Origin of the sequence: Paenibacillus sp. 2TAB19 (genome assembly GCF_052115185.1) — a bacterium.
Lineage (GTDB): Bacteria > Bacillota > Bacilli > Paenibacillales > Paenibacillaceae > Pristimantibacillus.
The window spans coordinates 93,447-116,042 of record NZ_JBFRGE010000013.1; the positions used below are offsets into that span (position 1 = coordinate 93,447).

At 51.0% G+C, this 22,596-nt stretch carries 21 protein-coding genes; all 21 read right to left on the reverse strand.

What is annotated here, in order from left to right; genetic code table 11:
- Positions 1-181: 181 nt before the first annotated feature.
- Positions 182-2,404, reverse strand: a complete 2,223-nt coding sequence (locus tag AB4Z33_RS08415; RefSeq protein WP_442049500.1) for a methyl-accepting chemotaxis protein — start codon at positions 2,402-2,404, stop codon at positions 182-184.
- A 157-nt stretch (positions 2,405-2,561) separates the two neighbouring features.
- On the reverse strand, positions 2,562-4,583 hold the full coding sequence (gene fhuB, locus AB4Z33_RS08420) for a Fe(3+)-hydroxamate ABC transporter permease FhuB (RefSeq protein ID WP_442049501.1): 2,022 nt from the start codon (positions 4,581-4,583) through the stop codon (positions 2,562-2,564).
- A 38-nt stretch (positions 4,584-4,621) separates the two neighbouring features.
- The gene (locus AB4Z33_RS08425) at positions 4,622-5,662 is read right to left on the reverse strand and encodes an ABC transporter substrate-binding protein (protein ID WP_442049502.1); all 1,041 of its coding nucleotides are present in this window, start codon (positions 5,660-5,662) and stop codon (positions 4,622-4,624) included.
- A gap of 158 nt (positions 5,663-5,820) precedes the next feature.
- The gene (locus AB4Z33_RS08430) at positions 5,821-6,222 is read right to left on the reverse strand and encodes a F0F1 ATP synthase subunit epsilon (RefSeq protein WP_442049503.1); all 402 of its coding nucleotides are present in this window, start codon (positions 6,220-6,222) and stop codon (positions 5,821-5,823) included.
- Between the two features lie 24 nt (positions 6,223-6,246).
- Entirely contained in the window at positions 6,247-7,653 is a 1,407-nt protein-coding gene (gene atpD, locus AB4Z33_RS08435) for a F0F1 ATP synthase subunit beta (RefSeq protein WP_442049504.1), read from the reverse strand.
- A gap of 85 nt (positions 7,654-7,738) precedes the next feature.
- Entirely contained in the window at positions 7,739-8,599 is an 861-nt protein-coding gene (gene atpG / locus AB4Z33_RS08440) for an ATP synthase F1 subunit gamma (protein ID WP_442049505.1), read from the reverse strand.
- A 121-nt stretch (positions 8,600-8,720) separates the two neighbouring features.
- Positions 8,721-10,235 (reverse strand): F0F1 ATP synthase subunit alpha, encoded by a 1,515-nt coding sequence (atpA, locus tag AB4Z33_RS08445; protein WP_442049506.1) that lies wholly within the window; start codon positions 10,233-10,235, stop codon positions 8,721-8,723.
- A 25-nt stretch (positions 10,236-10,260) separates the two neighbouring features.
- Positions 10,261-10,800 carry a F0F1 ATP synthase subunit delta gene (locus tag AB4Z33_RS08450; RefSeq protein WP_442049507.1) on the reverse strand — a complete coding sequence of 180 codons (540 nt, stop codon included), beginning with the start codon at positions 10,798-10,800 and terminating at the stop codon, positions 10,261-10,263.
- Positions 10,797-11,279 (reverse strand): F0F1 ATP synthase subunit B, encoded by a 483-nt coding sequence (gene atpF / locus AB4Z33_RS08455; protein ID WP_442049508.1) that lies wholly within the window; start codon positions 11,277-11,279, stop codon positions 10,797-10,799. The genes AB4Z33_RS08450 and atpF overlap by 4 nt, the downstream gene beginning before the upstream one ends.
- A 134-nt stretch (positions 11,280-11,413) precedes the next feature.
- Positions 11,414-11,629, reverse strand: a complete 216-nt coding sequence (gene atpE / locus AB4Z33_RS08460; protein WP_307204792.1) for a F0F1 ATP synthase subunit C — start codon at positions 11,627-11,629, stop codon at positions 11,414-11,416.
- A gap of 85 nt (positions 11,630-11,714) precedes the next feature.
- Entirely contained in the window at positions 11,715-12,482 is a 768-nt protein-coding gene (gene atpB, locus AB4Z33_RS08465) for a F0F1 ATP synthase subunit A (RefSeq protein ID WP_442049509.1), read from the reverse strand.
- 22 nt (positions 12,483-12,504) lie between these two features.
- Positions 12,505-12,873 carry an ATP synthase subunit I gene (locus AB4Z33_RS08470; RefSeq protein ID WP_442049510.1) on the reverse strand — a complete coding sequence of 123 codons (369 nt, stop codon included), beginning with the start codon at positions 12,871-12,873 and terminating at the stop codon, positions 12,505-12,507.
- Positions 12,866-13,099, reverse strand: coding sequence for an AtpZ/AtpI family protein (locus AB4Z33_RS08475; protein WP_307204789.1), 234 nt, complete (start codon positions 13,097-13,099; stop codon positions 12,866-12,868). Before AB4Z33_RS08475 ends, AB4Z33_RS08470 begins: the two co-directional genes overlap by 8 nt.
- A gap of 190 nt (positions 13,100-13,289) precedes the next feature.
- On the reverse strand, positions 13,290-14,438 hold the full coding sequence (gene wecB, locus AB4Z33_RS08480) for a non-hydrolyzing UDP-N-acetylglucosamine 2-epimerase (RefSeq protein WP_442049511.1): 1,149 nt from the start codon (positions 14,436-14,438) through the stop codon (positions 13,290-13,292).
- A gap of 37 nt (positions 14,439-14,475) precedes the next feature.
- Positions 14,476-15,105, reverse strand: a complete 630-nt coding sequence (upp, locus tag AB4Z33_RS08485; protein WP_442049512.1) for a uracil phosphoribosyltransferase — start codon at positions 15,103-15,105, stop codon at positions 14,476-14,478.
- A 349-nt stretch (positions 15,106-15,454) separates the two neighbouring features.
- On the reverse strand, positions 15,455-16,555 hold the full coding sequence (locus tag AB4Z33_RS08490; RefSeq protein WP_442049513.1) for a hypothetical protein: 1,101 nt from the start codon (positions 16,553-16,555) through the stop codon (positions 15,455-15,457).
- Positions 16,556-16,700: 145 nt separating this feature from the next.
- Positions 16,701-17,657, reverse strand: a complete 957-nt coding sequence (locus AB4Z33_RS08495; RefSeq protein ID WP_442049514.1) for an ABC transporter ATP-binding protein — start codon at positions 17,655-17,657, stop codon at positions 16,701-16,703.
- Positions 17,654-18,661, reverse strand: coding sequence for an ABC transporter ATP-binding protein (locus AB4Z33_RS08500; RefSeq protein WP_442049517.1), 1,008 nt, complete (start codon positions 18,659-18,661; stop codon positions 17,654-17,656). Before AB4Z33_RS08500 ends, AB4Z33_RS08495 begins: the two co-directional genes overlap by 4 nt.
- Before the next feature lie 13 nt (positions 18,662-18,674).
- A complete protein-coding gene (locus tag AB4Z33_RS08505; RefSeq protein ID WP_442049515.1) occupies positions 18,675-19,610 on the reverse strand; it encodes an ABC transporter permease in 936 nt (311 codons plus the stop codon).
- Between the two features lie 3 nt (positions 19,611-19,613).
- On the reverse strand, positions 19,614-20,546 hold the full coding sequence (locus AB4Z33_RS08510; RefSeq protein WP_337103890.1) for an ABC transporter permease: 933 nt from the start codon (positions 20,544-20,546) through the stop codon (positions 19,614-19,616).
- Positions 20,547-20,839: 293 nt separating this feature from the next.
- The gene (locus AB4Z33_RS08515; RefSeq protein ID WP_442049516.1) at positions 20,840-22,513 is read right to left on the reverse strand and encodes a peptide ABC transporter substrate-binding protein; all 1,674 of its coding nucleotides are present in this window, start codon (positions 22,511-22,513) and stop codon (positions 20,840-20,842) included.
- Positions 22,514-22,596 lie beyond the last annotated feature (83 nt).

Sequence of the window (22,596 nt, forward strand, 5' to 3'; positions counted from 1 at the left end):
TATGTACATGCTAGTTTTTGGCGCACAAGGTGAAACGGCTGTCGCCGTCCTTTGGCGGCGCTGCGCGTTTCATTCCGGAGAAATATAGGCAGAAGGATTAGAGTGAAACTTATACTTTCCTATATTTAAAAAAAGGCCGCAAGCCCGTTATAAAATAACGGTGCCTGCGGCCCTTTCTCATTTACCTGATTCTCGTATCGGTCAGCTTGAACTGTCCTACCAATTGCTGCAACAGTGTCGTAATCGATTCTACGCTTTGCGATGTCTGCCGGACATTGCTCATCTCGCCGATCAATTCTTTCACTTTGCCCTCAACATCGGATGAAACCTTTCGATTCTCTCGGCTGACAAGCGCGATCTTCTCCATCAGCTCGACAACCTCGTCAACGACCTGGGTTTTGCGCACATCCTCGGCATGTGCGGCAGCCAGTGTGCTTGCGGCAGTAGCTACAAGCTCTGTCCCTTCCTCCACGACCCGAGTTCCTTCATCCATGGAAGCATAGGCTTGCTTCGCTTCCTCATAGATATGCTGCGTAATCGTGTGAACCTCTTCCGTTGATTTTTTCGTCATATCGGCAAGCTTGCGAATTTCGGCTGCAACTACCGCGAAACCTCTGCCTTGCTCGCCTACGCGAGCCGCCTCGATCGACGCATTCAGCGCCAGCAAATTCGTCTGTGCCGATATTTCTTCTATAACTTGCAGCACGCCTCTAATCTCCTGCACAGTGGACATGAATTTATGAATCGTCTCATTTGTCTGTCCGACCTTCGCCGATATATGGAACATCTTATCGCCGATTCGGTCAACCTCGGACTTCGCTACCGCTATTTGCGCCGCAGCCTGGTCTTCAAGCAGCCTTAGTGTAGCTCGCATATCATCGGCTGTATCCTTCGCCGTATCGATATCCTTAAGCTGCAATCTAATGCTGCCGATCATATCGCTGACTTTGCCGCTCACCCGCTCGGTCGATTGCGCCGTTACAGCGGCAGACTCATTGAGCACATGCTGGCTGGACAACACGTCCGCAGCGGCCAGCTTCACTTGCAGCATAATGCCTTCGAGAGAGTCGATCATATTGTTGATCCACTTCGCCAGCTCCTTCGATTCGTCGTTGTCGAACTCCGACAGTTGAAGACGCTGCGTCAAGTCGCCCTTCCCTTCCGCATTCATACGAATAAAGGAATTCACCTTGCGCAAATGACCAACAACTCTGCTCGCTTCCTTGCGCTGGATCGTTCCGGCGATGAACACGCCGAAGATTAATGTGAATGCGAACACAGCGGCTGCCGCAACCCAAGGAGATACTGCTGAAGCGATAAGCCCAACAAGGAGTGCCGACAGCATACTAAGAACAAGCATGGAACCCCATTGAATTTTGCGCTGTCTCCAGCCGATACTGCGAATCCGGTACACTTCCTCCAGATCGCCCTCGCACATCATGCCCCACTTGTCAGGGCAATGCGGCAGCTGGAACGTTACCCCTTTGCCGATTACAGAAATATGCCGGTAATCCGAATACCCCGGGAATTGAACGAATAGATTGCTTCCGTTCCTGATCGTATTCGCTACACCTGGATGAAGCTGCCCTGTCGCCGGATCGGTGAACATTAGCTCGAGCTCCGTATGCTCCTTGATCGATACCGTGCCCCAGTCGGTTGTAACGCCATCCTTCAAGTTCTCGCCGTGCGTGAACGTTCGATCCTCGAATCGGCTGCGCGACAAAGCCGTTCCCGGAGCGATCTGGCGATTAAGGCCCGGTTCGGCCATAAAGATGTAGTTGTCGCCCGAGTCGGGATAGACGTGGCCCGATTCCCGTTGAATCAGGTCGCCAATGACATCATTCGGCACACGCGCGCAAACCGCAGCCCAAGCACCGCTCTCCGTCTTGAACGGGCAGATGAATAATAACGTCATTTTATCGTGGAAGGAGGAAGAACGTGCGCCTAGCTTCAACGTAATCGGATCGCTATAAGGTCCGAACAAGCATTTGCGCAAGCTGCCTTCTTGCGTCGCATAGACCAAACCGTTATAGATGGCGCTGCCCGAACGATACGATTGTCCGATATGATCGGCAAACGTAGAGTAGATAACGGTATGCTGCTCATCCATAATGAAGAGCTCCGTCACGTCAATTGCGCGTGCATATGTACGTTCAAGCAATCGTTCGATCGAAGGCTGATCTGCTGCGGATAGCTTAGACCCGATTCCGGTAAATGCAGGTTTCAATTGCCCCGCCAGTTGATCGAGCTGGTCCCAGTTCTCCATCGCCCACGATGAGAGCAGCTCCTTGCGCGTATCCGCGATCCCCTCGAAGCTCTGCTCAACATCGTCCTTCAAATCTTTGTTTAATTGCCAAGAAATCCAGAGTGGAAACCCAACCTTCATCCCTAACCAATCGAACATGTCGCACTCCTCCTGCTCTTCTCTATCTACTAATGTTAATTATATTAACATAGGTTGATGGATATTTCATGCAGAAGTTTTATTATTTTGTCGAAAACCGTCCTTGTTTGACGTGAATCTCATAAAAAGTGGCCATAAACACGAATAATACCTGACATCATCTGCTTTTCTTTCGGTTTGCCTGCCACATCAGCCACATGAAATAGGGGGCTCCAATCAGAGCCGCAATCAAGCCCGACGGAATTTCCTTCGGCGCTAGAGCCGAGCGACCGATCATATCGGCGAGCACAAGCAGCACAGCACCAAGAAGGGCAGTTAGGGGAACAAGTCTGCGATAATGCGGCCCTACGAGCATTCTCGTTATATGTGGAGCAATCAGACCGATAAATCCGATCGAACCGACTACAGATACTGCCGCGGCGGCAAGCGCCACGCCTAGGCCGCCAATCAGCAGCCTCGCACGATCTGCCTTCAAGCCCAGATTGGTCACCGTCGTATCTGAAAATTGTAAAATATCAATTCGTCGAGCCAGTACCCACGCGATTGGCAGCAAAATAAGCGGCCAGTAGATCAACTGCCAGAAGTCGTCCCAGGTCCGCGCATAAGTCGTTCCTGCAAGCCAGACGAGCGCCGATGCAACGGTCATCTTCATGCGAAGGACCAGGATTTGCACGATCGCGCTTCCCGCGGCGGATACGCCCAGTCCAAGCAAGGCAACGACAGCGGGTTGAAAACCGCTTTTCCTGCCCAAAAGGAATACAAGAGATGACGCAGCCACCGCTCCGATGAACGCTCCGGCAGGAAGCCATTGAACGGACAATCCAGTGAATACGGCCATCAGCAGCATAGCCCCTACGCTTGCGCCAGCTGTCACGCCAATAATAGAAGGATCGGCGAGCGGGTTGCGTACGATGCCTTGCAGAAGCAAGCCGCTGACCGCCAGCGTAGCGCCTGCAAGAGCGGCAACCAAGGTACGAGGCAGCCTCATATCGATAGCCAAACGTTTCACCTGCTCATCGCCATTGCCGAATAAAGCGGATATCACATCGCCGACTGGAATACGCAAGCTTCCGAATGCCAAGCTCGCGACAATCGCTGCCGCCAGCAGGAGGAACGCTCCTGCAACCCATATGCCATACGGAACGCGCGCAAGCTTAACCGAAGAAGCGGAAGTAGCCTGAGGCGTTCCTTCACGCTTCGCTTTAACCGTCCGCAGGACAAGCCATACGAGCCACGGTCCGCCGATCAGGGCAGTTATCGCTCCAGCCGGCAGCGGTCCAAGCGAATGCCTAAACTGCATCGCGACCGTATCGGAAGCGATCACGATAACCGCACCCCAGATGAACGACGTAGGCAGCAGCGCAATATGTCTCTTGGCGCCAAGCATACGCATCAGATGCGGTGCGATGAGTCCGACGAAACCGATCGGGCCAACGACACTGACAGCGATAGCAGCGAGCACAACAGCTATCGCGATTCCCGAGAAGCGCAGCTTCCATGCCTTCTGACCAAGGGAAGTAATCGTATCCTCGTCCATCTCCATAAGGTCCCATTTGCCGGCTAACAAGCAAGCTAGAACGACACCGCCGATGATCCATGGCCATGCGTGCTGCACGCCGCCCCAGCCGTTTTGCACCAAAGAGCCTGAGCCCCACAAGAACAGTCCCATCGTTTTCTGCTCGAAGAACAGCTGCAAGGCAGCTACTCCCGAGCTGAGCGCCATTGTAACGATCATACCTGACAGAGCAAGTCTAACCGGTGAAGCCTTCGCCCCGCCAGCCATCGTAAACGCAAGCAGCGCTGCGGCAGCACCTCCGGCGCAAGTTAATAGAAACGGATAAGAGTGAGCCATCACCGGGAAAAAGATCGTACAGATCGTTAAGGCAAAGAATGCCCCTGCGTTAATGCCAAGCGTAGCGGCAGACGCAAGCGGATTGCGCGTTGCGTTCTGCAGCAGAGCACCCGCGACGGCCAAAGCGCCGCCGACAAGGATGCCAATAAGAGTCCGAGGCAATCTCAGCGTCCATAATATCTGATGCTCCATCTGCGGCTCTGCAGAGAATAAGGCGGTAATCGTAGTCTTGAGCGGGAGATCGGCTTCTCCCTGCGTCAGATGAAGGGCTGACAGCACAGCAAGCAGAAGGAGCCCGGCTGCGGCTAGCAGCACAGGGCTCTTCATCGTTTGTTGCGTATGCTTCTTGCTAACAGCTTTTAGACTCATTTCGTAAGCAGGTCAGTTACTTTATTTGCTAGAAGTTCCGCGGACAGCGGGCCGCCGAATGGCCAGATGCCGTCAAGGTTGTAAAGGCGGTTTTCCTTTACGAACGGAAGATTGTTGTATACATCGTTCTTCGGAAGCAATTCGCTAAACACGGTGTCGTCAGGGCTAATCGTGTAAAGCAAGCTTGCTTGCTTCGTTTCATCCTTTGTCAAAGCTTCCAGCGAACCTTCCGAGTAACCGTACATTTGGAAGGCTTCGTCTTTGTGCGCGTTTTTCAAACCGATCTTGCTTAGAATGGACATCGCCATCGAGTTGTCCGTGAACAGGCGGAATGTCGCAACGCCCTCCGCGCTCCAAGCTTGCGTCATGACGATCGATTGTCCTTCTTTACCGGCAGCGGCTAGCTTGCCCTTCGAATCTTCGTATGAAGCGTGCAAATCAGTCAATACTTTCTCTGCATCGGCTTTCTTGTTTACAGCGTCGCCGATTGCGAGGAACGTTTCTTCCATTTCGCTATATTGGTCAAGTCCGCCTTCTTCTGGATACGGATTGAAGATCAACGTCGGCGCGATTGCTTTCAGTTGATCGTATATCGCTTCATGACGGAATTTAACGCCGATAATGAGATCAGGTGCAAGACTCGTAATCGTCTCCAAGCTCGGTTCTTGACGCGTTCCAAGCTCAACAACGTCCGCGTTCAGCTTTTGCTCCAAATAACCGTACCATACGTTGTAGTTCTCGATATCCGTTACGCCAGCCGGTTGAACGCCAAGCGCGAGCAGATCCTCTGCATACGTCCATTCCAGTACGACAACTTTCTTCGGAGTACCCTTAATTTCCGTCTCGCCCATAGCATGCTTGATCGTACGGACGGAATCGTCCTCTGCAGCAGGAGCATTTGTAGCTGTATTGTTAGCTTGTTCCGTATTAGCTGTGCCTTCATTGTTCGTGTTCCCGCTGTTCGCGTTGCCGCCGCATGCAGCTAGAAACACCACCATCGCTGCCAACATCAAGCTCATTAGTTTCAAACGTTTCATTTCTTTCATTCCCCCATATTGATAATCTCTCTCACCACTTCCACTATGATAAGGATTCTYATTTTCAATGTCAACCTTTTCTACAATATTATTTTAAATATAACAAAAAGAGCACTGCCCAGGCCGAGTGGCTTAGGCAGTGCTCTTGGTGCATTGGATTACTTCTGCTTAATGTTCAGACGGTTCATTGCGCGTTGCAGAGCAAGCTCTGCGCGGCGGTAGTCAACCTCATCACGCTTAGCATTCAAACGTTGTTGCGCACGCTGCTTGGCAGCTTCCGCACGTTCAAGGTTAATATCGGTAGCGAGTTCAGCGCTTTCGGCAAGAATAACGATCTTGTCCTTGCGTACTTCGATGAAACCGCCGTTAACGGCTACGATATCAACTTTATTGCCATCGCGTTTGATCGTTACGGGAGCGATGCGCAGCGGCGTTACAAGCGGAATGTGATTCGGCAAAATACCGAGCTCGCCTTCTACGCCTGTTACGCTAACCATATTCGCAGTCTCCGCGTATACTTTACGCTCCGGAGTTACTATTTCGACCAAAAAGGTACTCATGTGGATTCCTCCCGCCCTTCGCTACTATTGCAGCGTTTTGGCTTTCTCGACGGCCTCTTCGATTACACCTACGTAACGGAAGGCTTCTTCCGGAAGGTCATCATGTTTGCCTTCGAGAATTTCTTTGAAGCTGCGAACGGATTCTTTAACAGGAACGTATTTACCAGGCGTGCCTGTGAACGGCTCTGCAACGTGGAACGGTTGGGACAGGAAGAGTTGAATTCTACGTGCGCGAGCAACGGTTAATTTGTCCTCTTCGCTCAGCTCGTCCATACCGAGGATTGCGATAATATCTTGAAGCTCTTTGTAGCGTTGAAGAATTTTCTTAACGCCTTGAGCAACGTTGTAATGCTCTTCGCCCAATACGCCAGGGCTAAGGATACGGGAAGACGACGCGAGCGGATCAACCGCCGGGAAGATACCCATCTCGGAGATTTTACGCTCCAAGTTCGTCGTAGCGTCCAAGTGGGCAAACGTCGTTGCAGGAGCCGGATCCGTGTAGTCATCGGCAGGTACGTAGATCGCTTGGATCGAAGTAACCGAACCTTTTTTCGTCGACGTGATACGCTCTTGCAATTGACCCATTTCAGTTGCCAGCGTTGGCTGGTAACCTACCGCGGAAGGCATACGGCCTAGAAGGGCCGAAACCTCGGAGCCTGCTTGCGTGAAACGGAAGATGTTGTCGACGAACAGAAGAACGTCTTTACCTTCTTCATCACGGAAATACTCAGCCATTGTCAAACCAGTCAAAGCTACACGTTGACGTGCGCCAGGAGGCTCGTTCATTTGACCGAATACCATCGCTGTTTTRCTAAGTACGCCGGAATCCTTCATCTCATGGTACAAGTCGTTACCCTCACGAGTACGTTCACCTACACCTGCGAATACGGAGATACCGCCATGCTCTTGCGCGATGTTGTTGATCAATTCTTGGATCGTAACCGTTTTACCTACGCCCGCGCCGCCGAAGAGGCCGATTTTACCGCCTTTTGCGTATGGTGCGAGAAGGTCGATTACTTTAATGCCTGTTTCAAGAATTTCCGCTTGCGTGGACAATTCGTCGAAAGCAGGTGCCGGACGGTGAATTGGCAAGTTGATTGCCGATGTTACATCGCCAGCTTCGTCAATTGGTTGGCCAAGTACGTTGAATACACGGCCAAGCGTTGCCGCCCCAACCGGGATTGTGATTGCTGCGCCTGTATCAACAGCAACCATACCGCGTACTAGACCGTCAGTCGTACTCATAGCTACGGCACGTACCTTATTGTCACCGAGGTGAACAGCTACTTCAAGCGTCAGATTAATATCGATGCCGCCTGCTTCGCCCTTTTGCTCGATTTTGACAGCGTTCAAAATTTCCGGCAGACTGCCGCGTTCGAACTCTAAGTCTACGACCGGACCCATGACGGATACAACATGTCCTTTTTTCATGGTTTTCCCTCCTGGTTCCTTCTTGTTACTGCACCCGGGCTGGCGCTTATCGCAAGCGTCCCGCGGTAACAGTGCAAATCTATAGTTACGATTGAGCGTTCGCTCCGGCAACGATCTCCGAAATTTCTTGCGTGATCGCCGCTTGACGCGCACGGTTGTACGTAAGAGTCAATTGGTTAATCATTTTGTTCGCGTTTTTCGTCGCGCTGCCCATTGCCGTCATACGAGCGCCGAACTCACTCGCTTTGCCGTCCAATACCGCGCTGTAAATAAGCGTTTCCGCGTATTTAGGCAACAGCACTTCAAGCACGCCTTCAGCTGATGGCTCGTATTCATACGATGCAACAGAACCTTTGCCGCTCACATCTTCCAGCGGCAGCAAGCGTACTGCTGTCGGAATTTGAGTAATCGCATTGACGAATTCATTGTAGTACAGGTGAAGCTCGTCGTACGTACCTTCAGCGAAGTTCTTCACTGCGGAGTACGCGACCGACTTGATGTCTGCGAAAGTAGGGGCATCGGGCAAACCGATAACCTCTTCCACGATCGGCATATTGCGGCGGCGGAAGAAATCCCGGCCTTTGCGTCCGATAACGAACAATACATATTCGTCGGTGGATTTATGATTTTCGCGAATCGTTTGCGTTACTTTACGAAGAATGTTGGAGTTGTAGCCGCCTGCAAGACCGCGGTCCGAAGTAATAACGAGGTAACCCGTTTTCTTAATCGGACGCGTTTCCAGCATCGGATGCTTCACATCCTTCGTGCCGGCTGCGATGCTAGCCACAACTTCCTTCAGCTTATCCGCGTAAGGACGGGACGCTGTCGCTGCTTCCTGTGCTTTTCTCAGCTTGGAAGCCGCAACCATCTCCATCGCTTTCGTGATCTGCTTCGTATTTTGTTTGCTCTTAATCTCGCGTTTAATATCGCGCATACCTTTTGCCATTTGTTTCACCCGCCTTTGTTGCCTTGCGCATACAGCTTACGCAGCATGCTCAAAGCCTGGTGTTGGAGGAGTAAGGAAGCTGCGCCCGGACTGAAGTAGGACGGGCGCAGACGATATATTTCTAAGCCGTTACGGCAAAGCTTTTCTTGAATTTGTTGATTGCGTCAACGAGAGCTTTCTCGTTGTCGCCAGCGAGGTCCTTCGTATCGCGGATCGATTGGCCGATTTCCGGGCTGTTCGAATCCAGGTACGCATGGAACTCCTTCTCGAAGCGAAGAATGTCGCCAACTGGAATTTCATCCAAGTGACCTCTAACAGCGGAGTAGATCGAGATAACTTGCTTCTCAACCGGCATCGGCATGTTAACGTCTTGCTTAAGAATTTCCATCGTGCGCGCACCGCGGTTAAGGCGGGCAAGCGTCGATTTGTCGAGGTCGGAGCCGAATTGCGAGAACGCTTGAAGCTCGCGGTATGCCGCAAGGTCAAGACGGAGCGTACCGGCTACCTTCTTCATCGCTTTAATTTGAGCGGAACCGCCGACACGGGATACGGAGATACCAACGTTAACCGCTGGACGTTGACCCGAGTAGAACAGATCGGCTTCAAGGAAGATTTGACCGTCCGTGATCGAGATTACGTTGGTAGGAATGTAAGCCGATACGTCGGATGCTTGCGTCTCGATGAATGGCAATGCAGTCAAAGAACCGCCGCCTCTTGCGTCGCTAAGCTTCGCAGCGCGCTCCAACAAACGGGAGTGCAGGTAGAATACGTCACCAGGGTAAGCTTCCCGACCCGGTGGGCGACGGAGCAAGAGCGAAAGCTCACGGTATGCTGCCGCTTGTTTCGACAAGTCATCATAGATAACGAGAACGTGCTCGCCTTTGTACATGAAGTATTCACCCATCGAGCAGCCTGCATAAGGAGCCAGGAAGAGCAATGGAGCTGGTTCGGAAGCGCCAGCCGTTACAACGATTGTGTAGTCAAGCGCGCCATGGCGGCGAAGCGTTTCTACTACGTTAGCAACAGTGGATTGTTTTTGACCAACCGCAACGTAGATACATTTCACGCCGTTGCCTTTTTGGTTGATGATCGCATCGATAGCGATCGCTGTTTTACCTGTTTGACGGTCGCCGATGATAAGCTCACGTTGGCCGCGGCCAACCGGTACCATTGCGTCGATCGCTTTGATGCCTGTTTGCATAGGCTCATGAACCGATTTACGGTCGATAACGCCTGGTGCAGGCGATTCAATTGCACGGAATTGAGTCGTGTTGATTGGTCCTTTGCCGTCAAGCGGCTGACCAAGCGGGTTAACTACGCGGCCAAGAAGCTCTTCGCCGACTGGTACTTCCATGATACGGCCCGTACGTTTCACTTGGTCGCCTTCGCGGATGTCCGTGTATGGTCCGAGGATTACGACACCGACATTGCTTTCTTCCAAGTTCAAGGCCATGCCTACAACACCGTTAGCGAATTCGAGCAGTTCCCCCTGCATCGCGTTTTCCAAGCCGTGTACGCGGGCAATACCGTCACCGACATTGATTACGGTGCCGACGTCAACAACTTGAATTTCGGATTTATAGTTTTCGATCTGTTGTTTAATCAGCGTGCTGATTTCATCAGGTCTAATACTCAATTCGTTCACCCCTATCTACCATGCATTAGATTTTAAACGATTTTTGTAAACGATCCAGCTTGCCGGACAAGCTTCCGTCGTACAGACGGTCGCCGATGCGCACTTGTACGCCGCCGAGCAGGGAAGGATCCACGATTTGCTGCGCAATAATTTTTTTGCCGGTCAATTGCCCGAATTGAGCTGCTACGTTAGCAAGCTCCTCGCCGCTGAGCGATTGCGCGGAATATACCGTTGCATGCGCTTGACCAAGCGCTTCTCCCGCGATTTTCGTATACGCTGCGTACACGTCGACAAGAATATCTTGCCGTCTGCGCGAAATAAGAATTTCGATTGTATTTAGAACGAGCGCGGAGATGCTGTCGCCGAAGGCCGCTTTAACTGCCGCAACTTTTTTGCTTGGGTCAATGTTAGGCAAAGAAAGAAATTTTTGAACGTCCGCGTCCTGTTCCACAGCAGTGGCAATCAGTTTCAGTTCAGCTTCCACTTCAGCAACGATTTGCTGTGAAGCGGCAACTTCGAACAACGCTTTAGCGTAGCGCTTCGCTACGACCGTATCGCGGCTCATTTGCTTCCAACTTCTTTCAGGTATTGATCAACCAACTGCTCCTGTGCCTTCTCATCCACTTGCTTCTCGATAATTTTCGATGCGATCTTAACGGAGATGCCGCCAACTTCGGAACGAAGAGCTGCAATCGCTTTGTTTTTCTCGCTTTCGATATCCTTGAGAGCGTCGTCTTTCAGGCGGGAAGCTTCGGATTTTGCCGTTTGCACGATATCGTCCGCTTGCTTCGAGCTTGTCGTTCTCGCTTGCTCGATAATTTCGTAGGCTTCCTTGCGCGCTTGTTGCAGCGCTGCCTTCTGCTCTTCCATTTGCTGTTCAGCAGCTTTACGGCTGGAATCCGCTGTATTCATCTGTTCGAGCACCAACTGTCTGCGCTTCTCCATTACACCGAACAATGGACCGAACGCGTACTTGTTCAGAAACCAGTACAAAATGCCGAACGAAATAATCGCTATTAACATCGATTCCCAACTCAAACTCATTGAAGCCACTCCTTTCTTACTGCAGTAGTGTCCAAGCGTAAACGGCTGTGGCCGTCCGCTGTTTGATTAAAGCGTATTTGCATAACGAAGGCGAAGAGGGCTAGGCCTTCCCCGCCAATCATGACTGTTTTCAATTAAGCGCTGAAGAACGCCAAGAAACCGATAACTACGCCGATGATAGGCACAACTTCGACGATACCTACACCGATAAACATTGTTGTTTGAAGCTTGGATTGAAGTTCCGGTTGACGAGCGATACCTTCAACTGTTTTGCTGACGATCATACCGTTACCTACGCCTGCGCCAACTGCGCCCAAACCTACTGCCAATGCTGCTGCCAAGATTTCCATTTTTAAAATCCTCCTCGAGATATGTTGTTTTTAGTTGTATAACCAACCCGGAGCTTCATGAGCTTGTCCGAGTCTAAAGCGTTATTTAATGATGTTCATCGGCTTCGTCATGGATGGCAGCTTGCGAAATATATACCATCGTCAGAATCGTGAACAGGAAAGCCTGAATACCGCCTACGAATAAACTGAAGCCTTGCCATGCGATCAGGAACGGGATACCGTACCAGTTGAGCATCAGAATCGTAGAGATAAGAACCTCGCCCGCATAAATGTTAGCGTACAACCGAAGCGCCAGCGTTACCGGCTTTGCGATGGTCTCGATTAGGTTGACCGGCAAGAAAATCGGGAACGGATGGAAGTAATGCTTCAGATAGTGCTTTCTGTTCTGCTTGAGGCCAAGGTAGTGGACAATCACGAATACGATAATCGCAAGACCAGCCGTGACGTTAATGTCAGCGGTAGGCGATTTCCAGAAGGAAACGTGCGCTTCGCCGTGATGCTCGTCCAACAATTCTTGCGTGATGCCAAGCGCGTTATTGACGTGATGCGCCTCGAAAGTAACACCGAATGGCAAACCGAGCAAGTTGGAGATGAAAATGAACATAATAAGCGTCAATCCTAGCGATAGGAAAGGCTTAACCCGATTGAGCGGCATTGCACTGGCAATGACTCCGTGTACGAATTCAACGACCCACTCCAGGAAGTTTTGCATTTTGCCTGGATTAGTCACCGACAGATTGCGAACTGCCAATCTTGCCACAATCATCGTAATGACAACGGATACGAATAATGCGATAACGGTCGAGAGATCAATGTTGAGCGGCCCAAGATGCACTATGGGAAATTCATGCATGTAAAATTTTCACCCCTTTCCGCTAAGACTGTCGTTTGTTATGAATATAAGCTGCTGCCAAAAGAATAAACGGCATAACCATACAGCCGATTAACGCGGCCGGCATGCTGAACTTCTCCGGGAAACGATAGGCGATCATGGCTACCAAAAGCACGGTCGCGATCCGGCTTCCGAGTCCGAGACCCATCTTGCGCGGCCCAGTTCCCGCTGCACCATGTGTAACCATCTCCACGCGGCGTCTCAATAAAAACGCATTCATGGAACTTGCCGCCAATCCTAGAAGAAGGCCGAGTGTGACAATACGCCATTCCGGAGCGAGAGCCCATACCAGCAGACAAGCTGCCAGCAGATACAGGAGCACCCGAACTGCCGTCTTCATAATGTTATCCATCGGAATCCTCCAGAACCCTCTTTACAATCAGAATGGCTGAAAGAATGCCGACAGCCAGACCAACAAGCAGACCTGACATCTTCCAAGCCATCTCGCCGCCGAAGCGGTCCGCGCCCAAAGAGCCGATCCAGTACCCCAAGAAAATACAAACTGCGACATTGATTCCGAGAGCGCCTACAAGACCGGCAGCCAGCAGCGGATTGTCCCTTTTGTTATTTCTATTCATGGCATGTACCCCTGTCAATCCTCATATATTTTATCGAAGCAGCGCTGGTTTTGTCAATTGATATAACTGCAAACATTTAGTGAACAAGATGTACAAAACCCTTGATTCTACTAGTGTTCCGAGCGATCAAAACCGTACAGTACTACTGTATGCTGTACATTAACCTTACAGTAGGCTGTACGCATGTAAACTATGAACGTTGTGTGAACGATTCAGGGCGCGACTTTCTTCTGCCAAAATGATGCAAGATCGCCTCTACAATGCGCTCTGACGCTTTGCCGTCGCCATACGGATTGGCCGCTCTGCTCATTCTTCCGTACAGTTCCGAATCGTTCAGCAGCGCCTTCGCTCTGCTGTATACCGCTTCTTCATCCGTGCCCACGAGCTCAAGCGTTCCAGCTTCAATTCCTTCCGGGCGCTCCGTCGTATCGCGAAGAACAAGGGTTGGCACGCCGAACGACGGCGCCTCCTCCTGCATACCCCCTGAATCGGTCATAATCATGTACGTATGCGGGTAGAAATTATGGAACTGGAACACATCTAGCGGTTCGATCAGTTGGATACGCGGGTGATTGCCGAGAATCTCGTTCGCCGGCTCTCTTACCGCAGGATTCAGATGGACTGCATACACGACAACGACGTCTTCATGCTCGTCCGCAATACGCTTCACCGCGCGGAAGATGTTTCGGTGCGGCTCGCCTAGCGATTCGCGGCGATGCGCCGTCATCAGAATCATCCGTTTGCCCTTAGCCCAATCCAGCACAGGATGCATGAACGATTCATCCACCGTATATTGGAATACGTCAGTTGCCGTATTGCCAGTTACATAGATCGATTCCTCGGACTTGTTCTCCTTGCGCAAATTGTTCGCCGACCACTCCGTAGGAGCGAAATGCACATCCGATAGAACGCCTGCAAGCTGCCGATTCATCTCTTCCGGATAAGGGGACAGCTTATTCCACGTCCGTAGTCCCGCCTCAACATGGCCTACCTTAATTTGTTTAAGGAACGCCGCGTAGCTGGCTAGAAACGTCGTTTGGGTATCTCCGTGCACGAGCACGATGTCTGGCCTCGCTTGCTGCAGCACCGGATCGAGGCCTTCAAGCACCCGTACGGTCGTTTCTGTCAGCGTCTGGCGATCCTTCATTACATTCAAATCATAATTCGGCTCAATCTCGAAGAAGTCGAGCACCTGATCCAGCATCTGACGATGCTGGGCCGTCACGCATACGATTGATTCGATCTGATCGTCATGCTTCTGCAGTTCAAGAACAAGCGGTGCCATCTTGACTGCTTCCGGACGCGTACCGAAAATGGTCATTACCTTCAGTTTGGTCAAAAGATTCCACTCCTATTAAAAGTTGCCTTCTGAGGCTCTAATTAGTCCCGAACATGCGGTCTCCCGCGTCACCAAGACCTGGTACGATATAGCCCTTCTCATTCAGGCGCTCGTCCAATGCGGCGATATAAATATCTACGTCCGGGTGCACTTCCTGAACAGCCTTCACGCCTTCAGGTGCAGCAATCAGACACATCAATTTGATCTGGTCGCAATTGTGGTTCTTAAGCGAGGAGATAGCGGCAATAGCCGAACCGCCCGTTGCCAGCATCGGATCGATCACGATCAGCAAACGATTAGGGGCATCTGTCGGCAAATTAATGTAATATTCCTTCGGCTGCAGCGTCTCATGATCGCGAGCGAGTCCGATATGTCCGACCTTAGCGGATGGAATAAGCTTCAGTATGCCGTCGACCATACCTAGTCCGGCGCGTAGAATCGGCACCAGTCCAAGCATGCGGCCCGATACGACTTTGGCGTCTGTTACAGCGACAGGCGTTTCCACTTTAATCGTGTCCAGCGGAATGTCTCTCGTAATTTCATAAGCCATCAATGTGGCTACTTCGTCAACCAATTCCCGAAAATCTTTCGTATTCGTTTCTTTATTCCGAATAAAAGTCAGCTTATGCTGAATTAAAGGATGGTCGCAAATGATTAGTTTGCTCATGGAGCGTAATTCCTCCTGTATATAGTTGTAGGCTTGACACAATCCCAACTATTATAGCATTGTAAACCCCGTGATGCATCTTGAGTTTTTTACTATTTCAGTATGTCCAAGCCTGTACGGCTAATGCTGTTGCTTGTCGATAAATGCAGAAACGCGAACCAGCGAGATTACCGAGCCTCCTCGACCGCACCGTAAGAGTGCATACGCCCTTACAGACGTTAACACACCATACCGCTCGCTGTAAGAGCATCTATGCTCTTATTGCAGGTGCTGCAGCACATGAAACAACCCGTATCCATCTTCAGAGGACGCGGGTTGTTTCATTCTTACGCATCTTACACACTTACCACTAGCTTCCACCCCCGCAGCCGCCACCGCCTCCGCAGGAAGAGCCGCCGCCACCATCGCCTCCGCCGCTGCCGCAGGAGGAATCGCCGCCATGACCGCCGCCCGAATGACCGTCATGGCCTCCGTCATGTCTGCCGTCATGCGAAGAGCCGCTGCATGCGTATGTTGAATCGCCGCTCGAATTCGATTTGCGCTCTTCATCCGTCTGCAAATTGTCCATCTGCCTTGCGAAATCATTGGAGTGATGAAGAGAGTTGAAAATGAGCATACCGGATAGGAAGGTGATCCCATCCAGAGATGGATTATGCGCGCCGTTCGTGAACGAGCGGCTATGCCGGCTGCGGGCTTGATTGCCTCTAGCGGCTCCAAGCTGTTCCTTCAACCGGCCAATCAAATGATCGATTATACCGCCAATATCGGCGTGCTTGAGCGGCGTTTTGCCGTTGAACCATTCTTGCTTCAAACGATCCTCGCCCCATCTTTCAACCTCATCGAGCTTCGACTGCGGCAGCGGCGTGCGGTAGAACGTCCCCCACACCCTTCCGCTCGCCGGCGTGCGCTCGAACAGTTCGCCGTATACCCAGTCGAACCACGCCCGCTCGCCCGGCTCGGGCTGTACACCCGCTGCATGAGGAGCATGATGAATAAGGTCGCCACTGAATTTAGCGCAGAATTGCTCGTATTCCCGCGTGAACATTAACATCTCATGCCAGATCGCATCCGCCGAACGGCTGTACATCGGCACGCTTCTCATCGTCGCGCACATCAGAAAGTAACGCTTCAGCTCAAACCATGTCCATTTCCACTCGTTATCGGTCAGACGAGGCTGCTCCTTCAGCACACGATCCTTGATGCGAGCCTCGAAATCAAGACCGAGCGCCGATTCAAGCCTCTCCGCTGCGGATCTGGCTGGATGCCCGTACGGCACGCCAAGCGCCTGAGGCGGCTCCTCTGCCGGCCATGAAGCATAATAGCGTTTCATACTACCGGGGCCTCTGCCAGAGTATGATTGCCGACTAGACTTCGCTATGTTGATAACAACGATTACGACAACAATAATGACGACTAGAAAAACGAACATTCCGGGTACAAATTGATTCATTGCTTCCGTCCTCTCCATCCATCTGTATTACCCATATTCTAACACAGGAAGGGACATTAGGCTCTAAATTGCTTAACCTCACACTTACCAAAAAGAGCCGCACGGCAGCCGGTAATCGGCCAGCCATACGGCTACTCTTCGTTCATTATGCGTAGTGACACGCGGCGAAATGTCCTTTTCTTGTTTCGACAAGAGCAGGCTCGTCCACCTTGCAGCGATCGGTAGCGATTGGGCAGCGCGTATGGAACTGGCAGCCCTTCGGCGGGTTGATCGGGCTCGGCAAATCGCCAGTCAGCACAATCCTATCCCGCGTCGCTTCAACCTCAGGATCGGCAATCGGGATCGCCGACATAAGCGCTCGCGTATACGGATGCGCAGGCGTCGCATACAAGTCGTCACTGGAAGCAAGCTCTACAATTTTACCCAAATACATAACGGCAACGCGGTTGCTAATATGCTTAACCATCGACAGGTCATGCGCGATAAACAGATAAGTCAGACCCATCTTGCGCTGCAAATCCTGCATCAAGTTAACGACTTGAGCTTGAATGGATACGTCAAGCGCGGAGATCGGCTCATCGGCAATGATGAACCTCGGATCGACCGCAAGCGCCCTAGCAATGCCGATACGCTGGCGTTGACCGCCGGAGAACTCATGCGGATAACGTGTCGCATGGCTCGGATTAAGACCGACCAAATCGAGCAAATTCTCGACTTTTTTCCGACGTTCCTTGCCCCCGCTGGCGAGGTTATGAATATCGAGCGGCTCCCCGATAATGTCCATGACCGTCATACGAGGGTTAAGCGATGCGTACGGATCTTGAAAAATCATTTGCATATCGCGGCGAAGCGCCTTCAGCTTCGAGCCCTTCAGACCATAAATATCTTTGCCTTCGAAGGCAACCGAACCGCTCGTCGGCTCATAAAGACGCATAATCGTACGGCCGGCCGTCGACTTGCCGCAGCCCGACTCTCCAACGACGCCGACAGTCTCGCCCTTCTGAATCGACAAGCTAATATCGTTAACCGCTTGTAGTGTCGTACCGCCTCCGAGATTGAAAAATTTGCGCAAGTTTTTCACTTCAATCAACGACTGGCTCATACCGACACCTCCCGTTTTGCCGGTTGCGCATAAGGATGCGCCATCCAGCATGCCGAAGCATGCGACTCGCTGTCGCCTACTTTAAGCAATTCAGGATCGTTATCGATGCAGACGCGCATCGCTTCGTCGCAGCGCGCACAGAAGCTGCAGCCTACAGGCGGCTTGATCAAATCCGGCGGCATGCCGTAAATCGGAACGAGCGGCTCGTCCTTCTTCTGATCGAGACGCGGCACGGAGCGCAGCAGCCCCTTCGTATATGGATGCTTCGGATTTTTGAATATTTCCCACTTCGTTCCCGTTTCCACGACTTTGCCTGCATACATGACAATAACGCGATCGCACACATCGGCCACAACGCCAAGGTCATGCGTAATAAGAATAATAGAAGTGCCAAGCTTATGCTGCAAATCTTTCATCACTTGCATAATTTGCGCTTGAATCGTAACGTCAAGCGCCGTTGTCGGCTCATCCGCTATAAGCAGGGACGGATTGCTCGCAAGCGCGATCGCAATCATCGCCCGCTGGCGCATGCCGCCGGAGAATTGATGCGGATATTGTTTCACGCGCGAAGCCGGATTCGGAATGCCTACGAGCTCCAGCATCTCAATGGCTTTAGCGCGAGCTTTCTCGCCGCTTAAGCCTTGATGCTTCACAAGTCCTTCCGTAATCTGACGGCCGATCGTCAGCGTCGGGTTCAGCGAGGTCATCGGGTCTTGGAAGATCATGCCCATTTCCTTGCCGCGCACGTCCTCCATCTGCCGGTCGGTCAGCTTCAATATATCTTTGCCTGCGAATTGAATCGAGCCTGTCGTCTTCGCCGGCGGGGACGGAACGAGCCGCATAAGAGATTGCGCCGTGACGCTCTTGCCGCAGCCGGACTCGCCGACAATCGCTACCGCCTCGCCTTTATTCACATGAAAGTTGACGCCGCGCACCGCTTGCACGATGCCGCCGCGAACTTTAAAATCAACGCGAAGGTCTTTGACTTCAAGCAATCTTTCCATCATGGTCCACCTCCTACTTCTTCATCTTCGGATCAAGCGCATCCCGCAGACCATCACCGAAAATATTGAAACAAAGCATCATCAAACTAATAATTACAGCCGGGAACCACATTCTCCACGGATATAGCGTCCATGCCTTAATCGCATCGTTAATCATTGTACCAAGCGATGCTGCCGGCGATTGCACGCCGAGACCCAGGAAGCTGAGGAACGCCTCCGCGAAGATCGCACTCGGTACGGTCAATGTCAGCGTTACGATAATCGGCCCCATTGCGTTCGGGATTAGATGGCGGAACAGAATACGCGGCGTGCTTGCGCCAAGCGCTTGCGCAGCCATGACGTACTCCTGGTTTTTGAGTTGCATGATCTGACCCCRGACAAGCCAAGCCATATTGACCCATCCGGTTATACTGAGCGCAAGTACAATCGTGAACATACTAGGCTCCATAATAACGATGAGCAAAATAATAATTAGCATGCTTGGTATGGAATATATAATCTCGCAAAAGCGGTTAAGAATTTCATCGACACGGCCGCCGAAATAACCCATAATACCGCCCATAATGACACCGACGACAAGATCGGCAAGTGCCGCATACAAGCCGACCTGCAACGAAATTCCCGTTCCCATCCACGTACGGGCGAACATGTCCCGACCGAGATTATCGGTGCCGAACCAGTAGGTTCCGTTCGGAGCAGTGTTCTTTTCCGTCAAATGGTTAGTCGAGAAGTCATGGCCTGCAAGCTTGGAAATCCAAGGGCCTGCAATCGCCATAATCACAATAGCGATAAGAAGCGCAAGGCATATCATCGCCATCTTGTTCGCTTTCAGTCTGAGCCATGCATCCTTCCAAGCTGAAATACTTTCGCGAACGACCGTCTCTGTTTTCTTCTCTTCCTTAGTTAGCTTGACAAAGTCATCAGGGGTCAACATTTTATCCGTTGCCATGATTTAGCCCCCCTTCCCTTTGCTTAACTTAATTCTCGGATCAACGAAGCCGTATGCAACGTCAGTTAAGAACCGCGCAGCCATCAGAATAATGCCGTAGAACAACGTAAGGCCCATAATAAGCGTATAGTCGCGGTTCGTGATACTTTGAACGAAAAACTTGCCAATGCCGCCGATGCCGAATATTTGTTCAACAACGACAGAGCCTGTAATAATATTCGCMGTCATCGGACCGATGTAGGTCACGACAGGCAGGATCGCATTGCGAAGGGCGTGACGAACGAGAATGATACGTCCGCTAAGCCCTTTGGAGCGAGCCGTCTTAATATAGTCAGCGGATAGAACCTCGAGCATTGTCGAGCGAGTCAGGCGCGCAATGAATGCAGCGGGTAAGAACGACAGTGCAAGCACCGGCATAATGTAGTCGCTCCAGTCATTCAGACCGGATACGTCAAGCCAGCGGAGCTTCAGGCCAAAAACGTATTGCAACGCCGACGCCGCAAGGAAGTTCGGAATAGAAACCCCAAGCACGGCAACGACAATCGTAAGGCTATCCAATAATTTTCGATGGTTTAGCGCGGCAATAATGCCTAGAATCAAGCCTGCGGCAACAGAAACAATAATTGCCAGCACGCCGATTTGCGCGGAATACTTAAAGCTATCGTTAATAATGCGTGTAACGGACATATACTGCTGCTTCATCGACATACCTAAGTCTCCATGAAGCAAGTTGTTCAAATACATCAGATATTGCTTCCATACCGGTTGATCTAAACCGTACATGGCAAACAAATGTTCTTTGATCTTCTCGGGAATCGCTTTCTCACGCAGGAACGGATCGCCTGGAATGAGCTTCATCAAGAAGAAGGTTGCCGACGCGAGAACGAACAACGACACAATCATCGACAGAAACTTTTTGGATACGTATTTTAACAATGCAACGGACACCTCCTTACCAAGCGTAAACGGCTGTCGCTACGCACGAACCATTAGTTGCGTCTTTGCGCAGCTCGGTTCTGTGCCGTCCTTTGGCGGCAACAGCTAACGTTTCGCGGAGAAATATAAGCATAGTATAAGCAGCAAAATTTATACTTTCTTATATTTGAATCAAACAAGACGGCCTGCGTCTCGCATTAACGAAATAAGTGAAACTTTGACTCTCTCCTATTTCAAAAGAAAGGGATATATGCTGCTCGCATATATCCCCGACTTCAAGCGTTGGACTCACACTATTTTGCTACGTAGTAGCCGCGAGTGTACTCAATGTCGCCTTTGTAGTCCAGGTATATATTTTCGAATCCTGGTTTCAGCAAATATACGCTGCTGTAGTAATAGAGCGGCAAGATAGGTAATTGCTCCATCAAGATTTGTTCTGCTTCTTTCATTGCATCAATGCGTTCTTGTTGGTCGCTGCTTGCATATGCTTTTTTGATCAGAGCGTCGTATTCAGGAGATGCAAAACCAGTGTTGTTTTGTCCGCCTTTCGTTACGAACATGTCCATGTAAGTCATTGGATCGTTATAGTCCGCTCCCCAGCCGGAACGTTGAATGTCATAGTTCATGGCATTTCTGTTCTCAAGGAATACAGCCCACTCTTCAGCTGCAGTCGTAATCGTTGTAATGCCCAGCTCTTTCTTCCACATATCAACAATTGCGTCAGCAATTGCTTTGTGCGTGTCGTTCGTGTTATACGTCAGCTTCACTTCCGGGAACGAAGTAAGGCCAAGCTCCGACAAACCTTCAGCAAGCAATTTCTTAGCTTCTTCGATATCTTCTTTGAAGAAGTCGTCCTTCACTTCGTCGCGGTAGTTGCCGTTCACGCCAACGATGCCCGGAGGTACGAAGCCGAATGCAGGAAGTTCGCCCGCTTGCGTAATGTTCTCAACAATCAGTTGACGATCGATCGCCATCGCCAGTGCCTTACGTACCTTCACGTTGCTGAATGGCGCTTTCTCTGTGTTGAACATGTAGTAGTACGAGCTAGCCGTACCGATTTGGTTGAACTCGTCTTTCTTCGATTCAGCAAGAACAGGGATTTGCTCAGCCGGAATCTCGCCAGTCGGTTTGCCTGTGTAATCAAGTTGATCCGTTTCGTAGTTTGCAAGCTCAGTTGCGGAGTCAGCAATCATCGTAAAGTCAACGCTAGTGAACTTTACTTCGTCCTTCGCATAATAGTTCTCGTTCGGAACGAGCTTCATGGACGTATTGTGCTGCCATTCGCTAATTTTGAAAGGACCGTTGCCGATGATCGTTGCAGCGTCAGCTGCCCAAGCAGCATTGTCTTTAGCGGATTGGTGAACAGGGTTGTACGTGTAGAACGAAGTCAAACCAAGGAAGTAAGGAGTTGGAGAGTTAAGCTTAACTTCCAATGTTTGTGCGTCCAGCGCTTTAACGCCAACAGCGTCGGCATTCGTTGTCTTGCCTTCGTTGTAATCTTGAGCGCCTACGATGTAATAGAATTGGTACGCGTATGTCGATCCAACTGCAGGATCAAGCGCGCGTTTCCAAGAGAATTCGAAGTCATTAGCGGTTACTGCATCGCCATTGCTCCATTTTGCATCAGAGCGAATTTTGAATGTGTAAGTCTTGCCGTCCTCAGACACTTCCCACGACTCAGCCATACCTTCGACTGTGTTGCCGGATTCGTCCTTGCGTGTCAAGCCTTCGTAAATACCTGTTGCTACAGTACCGGACACGTTGTCTTCCATCAGTGCCGGGTCAAGACTTGGCGGTTCGGAATGGAGGTTCATGCGGAAAGCTCTTGCTTCCTGAGTGCCCTCGGATTCACCGTTGCCGGAGTTGTTTGGATTTGCAGGGTTGTTGTTTTTGTTGCCGCAGCCAGCCACGATGAGCGTAAGCACCAACAAAAGCGTTACATACGAAAATACTGATCTCTTTTTCACTTCATTTCCTCCCCTGATTTTGTCTCAGAAGTAATTTATTGTAACATTAAAAACGCAAAAATTAATGATTAATAATTATACAA

Coding starts and splice junctions, on each gene's coding strand:
- AB4Z33_RS08415 (WP_442049500.1), bottom strand. CDS start 2,404: ATGTTCGATTGGTTAGGGATGAAGGTTGGGTTTCCACTCTGGATTTCT.
- fhuB (WP_442049501.1), bottom strand. CDS start 4,583: ATGAAGAGCCCTGTGCTGCTAGCCGCAGCCGGGCTCCTTCTGCTTGCT.
- AB4Z33_RS08425 (WP_442049502.1), bottom strand. CDS start 5,662: ATGAAACGTTTGAAACTAATGAGCTTGATGTTGGCAGCGATGGTGGTG.
- AB4Z33_RS08430 (WP_442049503.1), bottom strand. CDS start 6,222: ATGAGTACCTTTTTGGTCGAAATAGTAACTCCGGAGCGTAAAGTATAC.
- atpG (WP_442049505.1), bottom strand. CDS start 8,599: ATGGCAAAAGGTATGCGCGATATTAAACGCGAGATTAAGAGCAAACAA.
- AB4Z33_RS08450 (WP_442049507.1), bottom strand. CDS start 10,800: ATGAGCCGCGATACGGTCGTAGCGAAGCGCTACGCTAAAGCGTTGTTC.
- atpF (WP_442049508.1), bottom strand. CDS start 11,279: ATGAGTTTGAGTTGGGAATCGATGTTAATAGCGATTATTTCGTTCGGC.
- atpE (WP_307204792.1), bottom strand. CDS start 11,629: ATGGAAATCTTGGCAGCAGCATTGGCAGTAGGTTTGGGCGCAGTTGGC.
- atpB (WP_442049509.1), bottom strand. CDS start 12,482: ATGCATGAATTTCCCATAGTGCATCTTGGGCCGCTCAACATTGATCTC.
- AB4Z33_RS08470 (WP_442049510.1), bottom strand. CDS start 12,873: ATGGATAACATTATGAAGACGGCAGTTCGGGTGCTCCTGTATCTGCTG.
- AB4Z33_RS08475 (WP_307204789.1), bottom strand. CDS start 13,099: ATGAATAGAAATAACAAAAGGGACAATCCGCTGCTGGCTGCCGGTCTT.
- upp (WP_442049512.1), bottom strand. CDS start 15,105: ATGAGCAAACTAATCATTTGCGACCATCCTTTAATTCAGCATAAGCTG.
- AB4Z33_RS08490 (WP_442049513.1), bottom strand. CDS start 16,555: ATGAATCAATTTGTACCCGGAATGTTCGTTTTTCTAGTCGTCATTATT.
- AB4Z33_RS08495 (WP_442049514.1), bottom strand. CDS start 17,657: ATGAGCCAGTCGTTGATTGAAGTGAAAAACTTGCGCAAATTTTTCAAT.
- AB4Z33_RS08500 (WP_442049517.1), bottom strand. CDS start 18,661: ATGGAAAGATTGCTTGAAGTCAAAGACCTTCGCGTTGATTTTAAAGTT.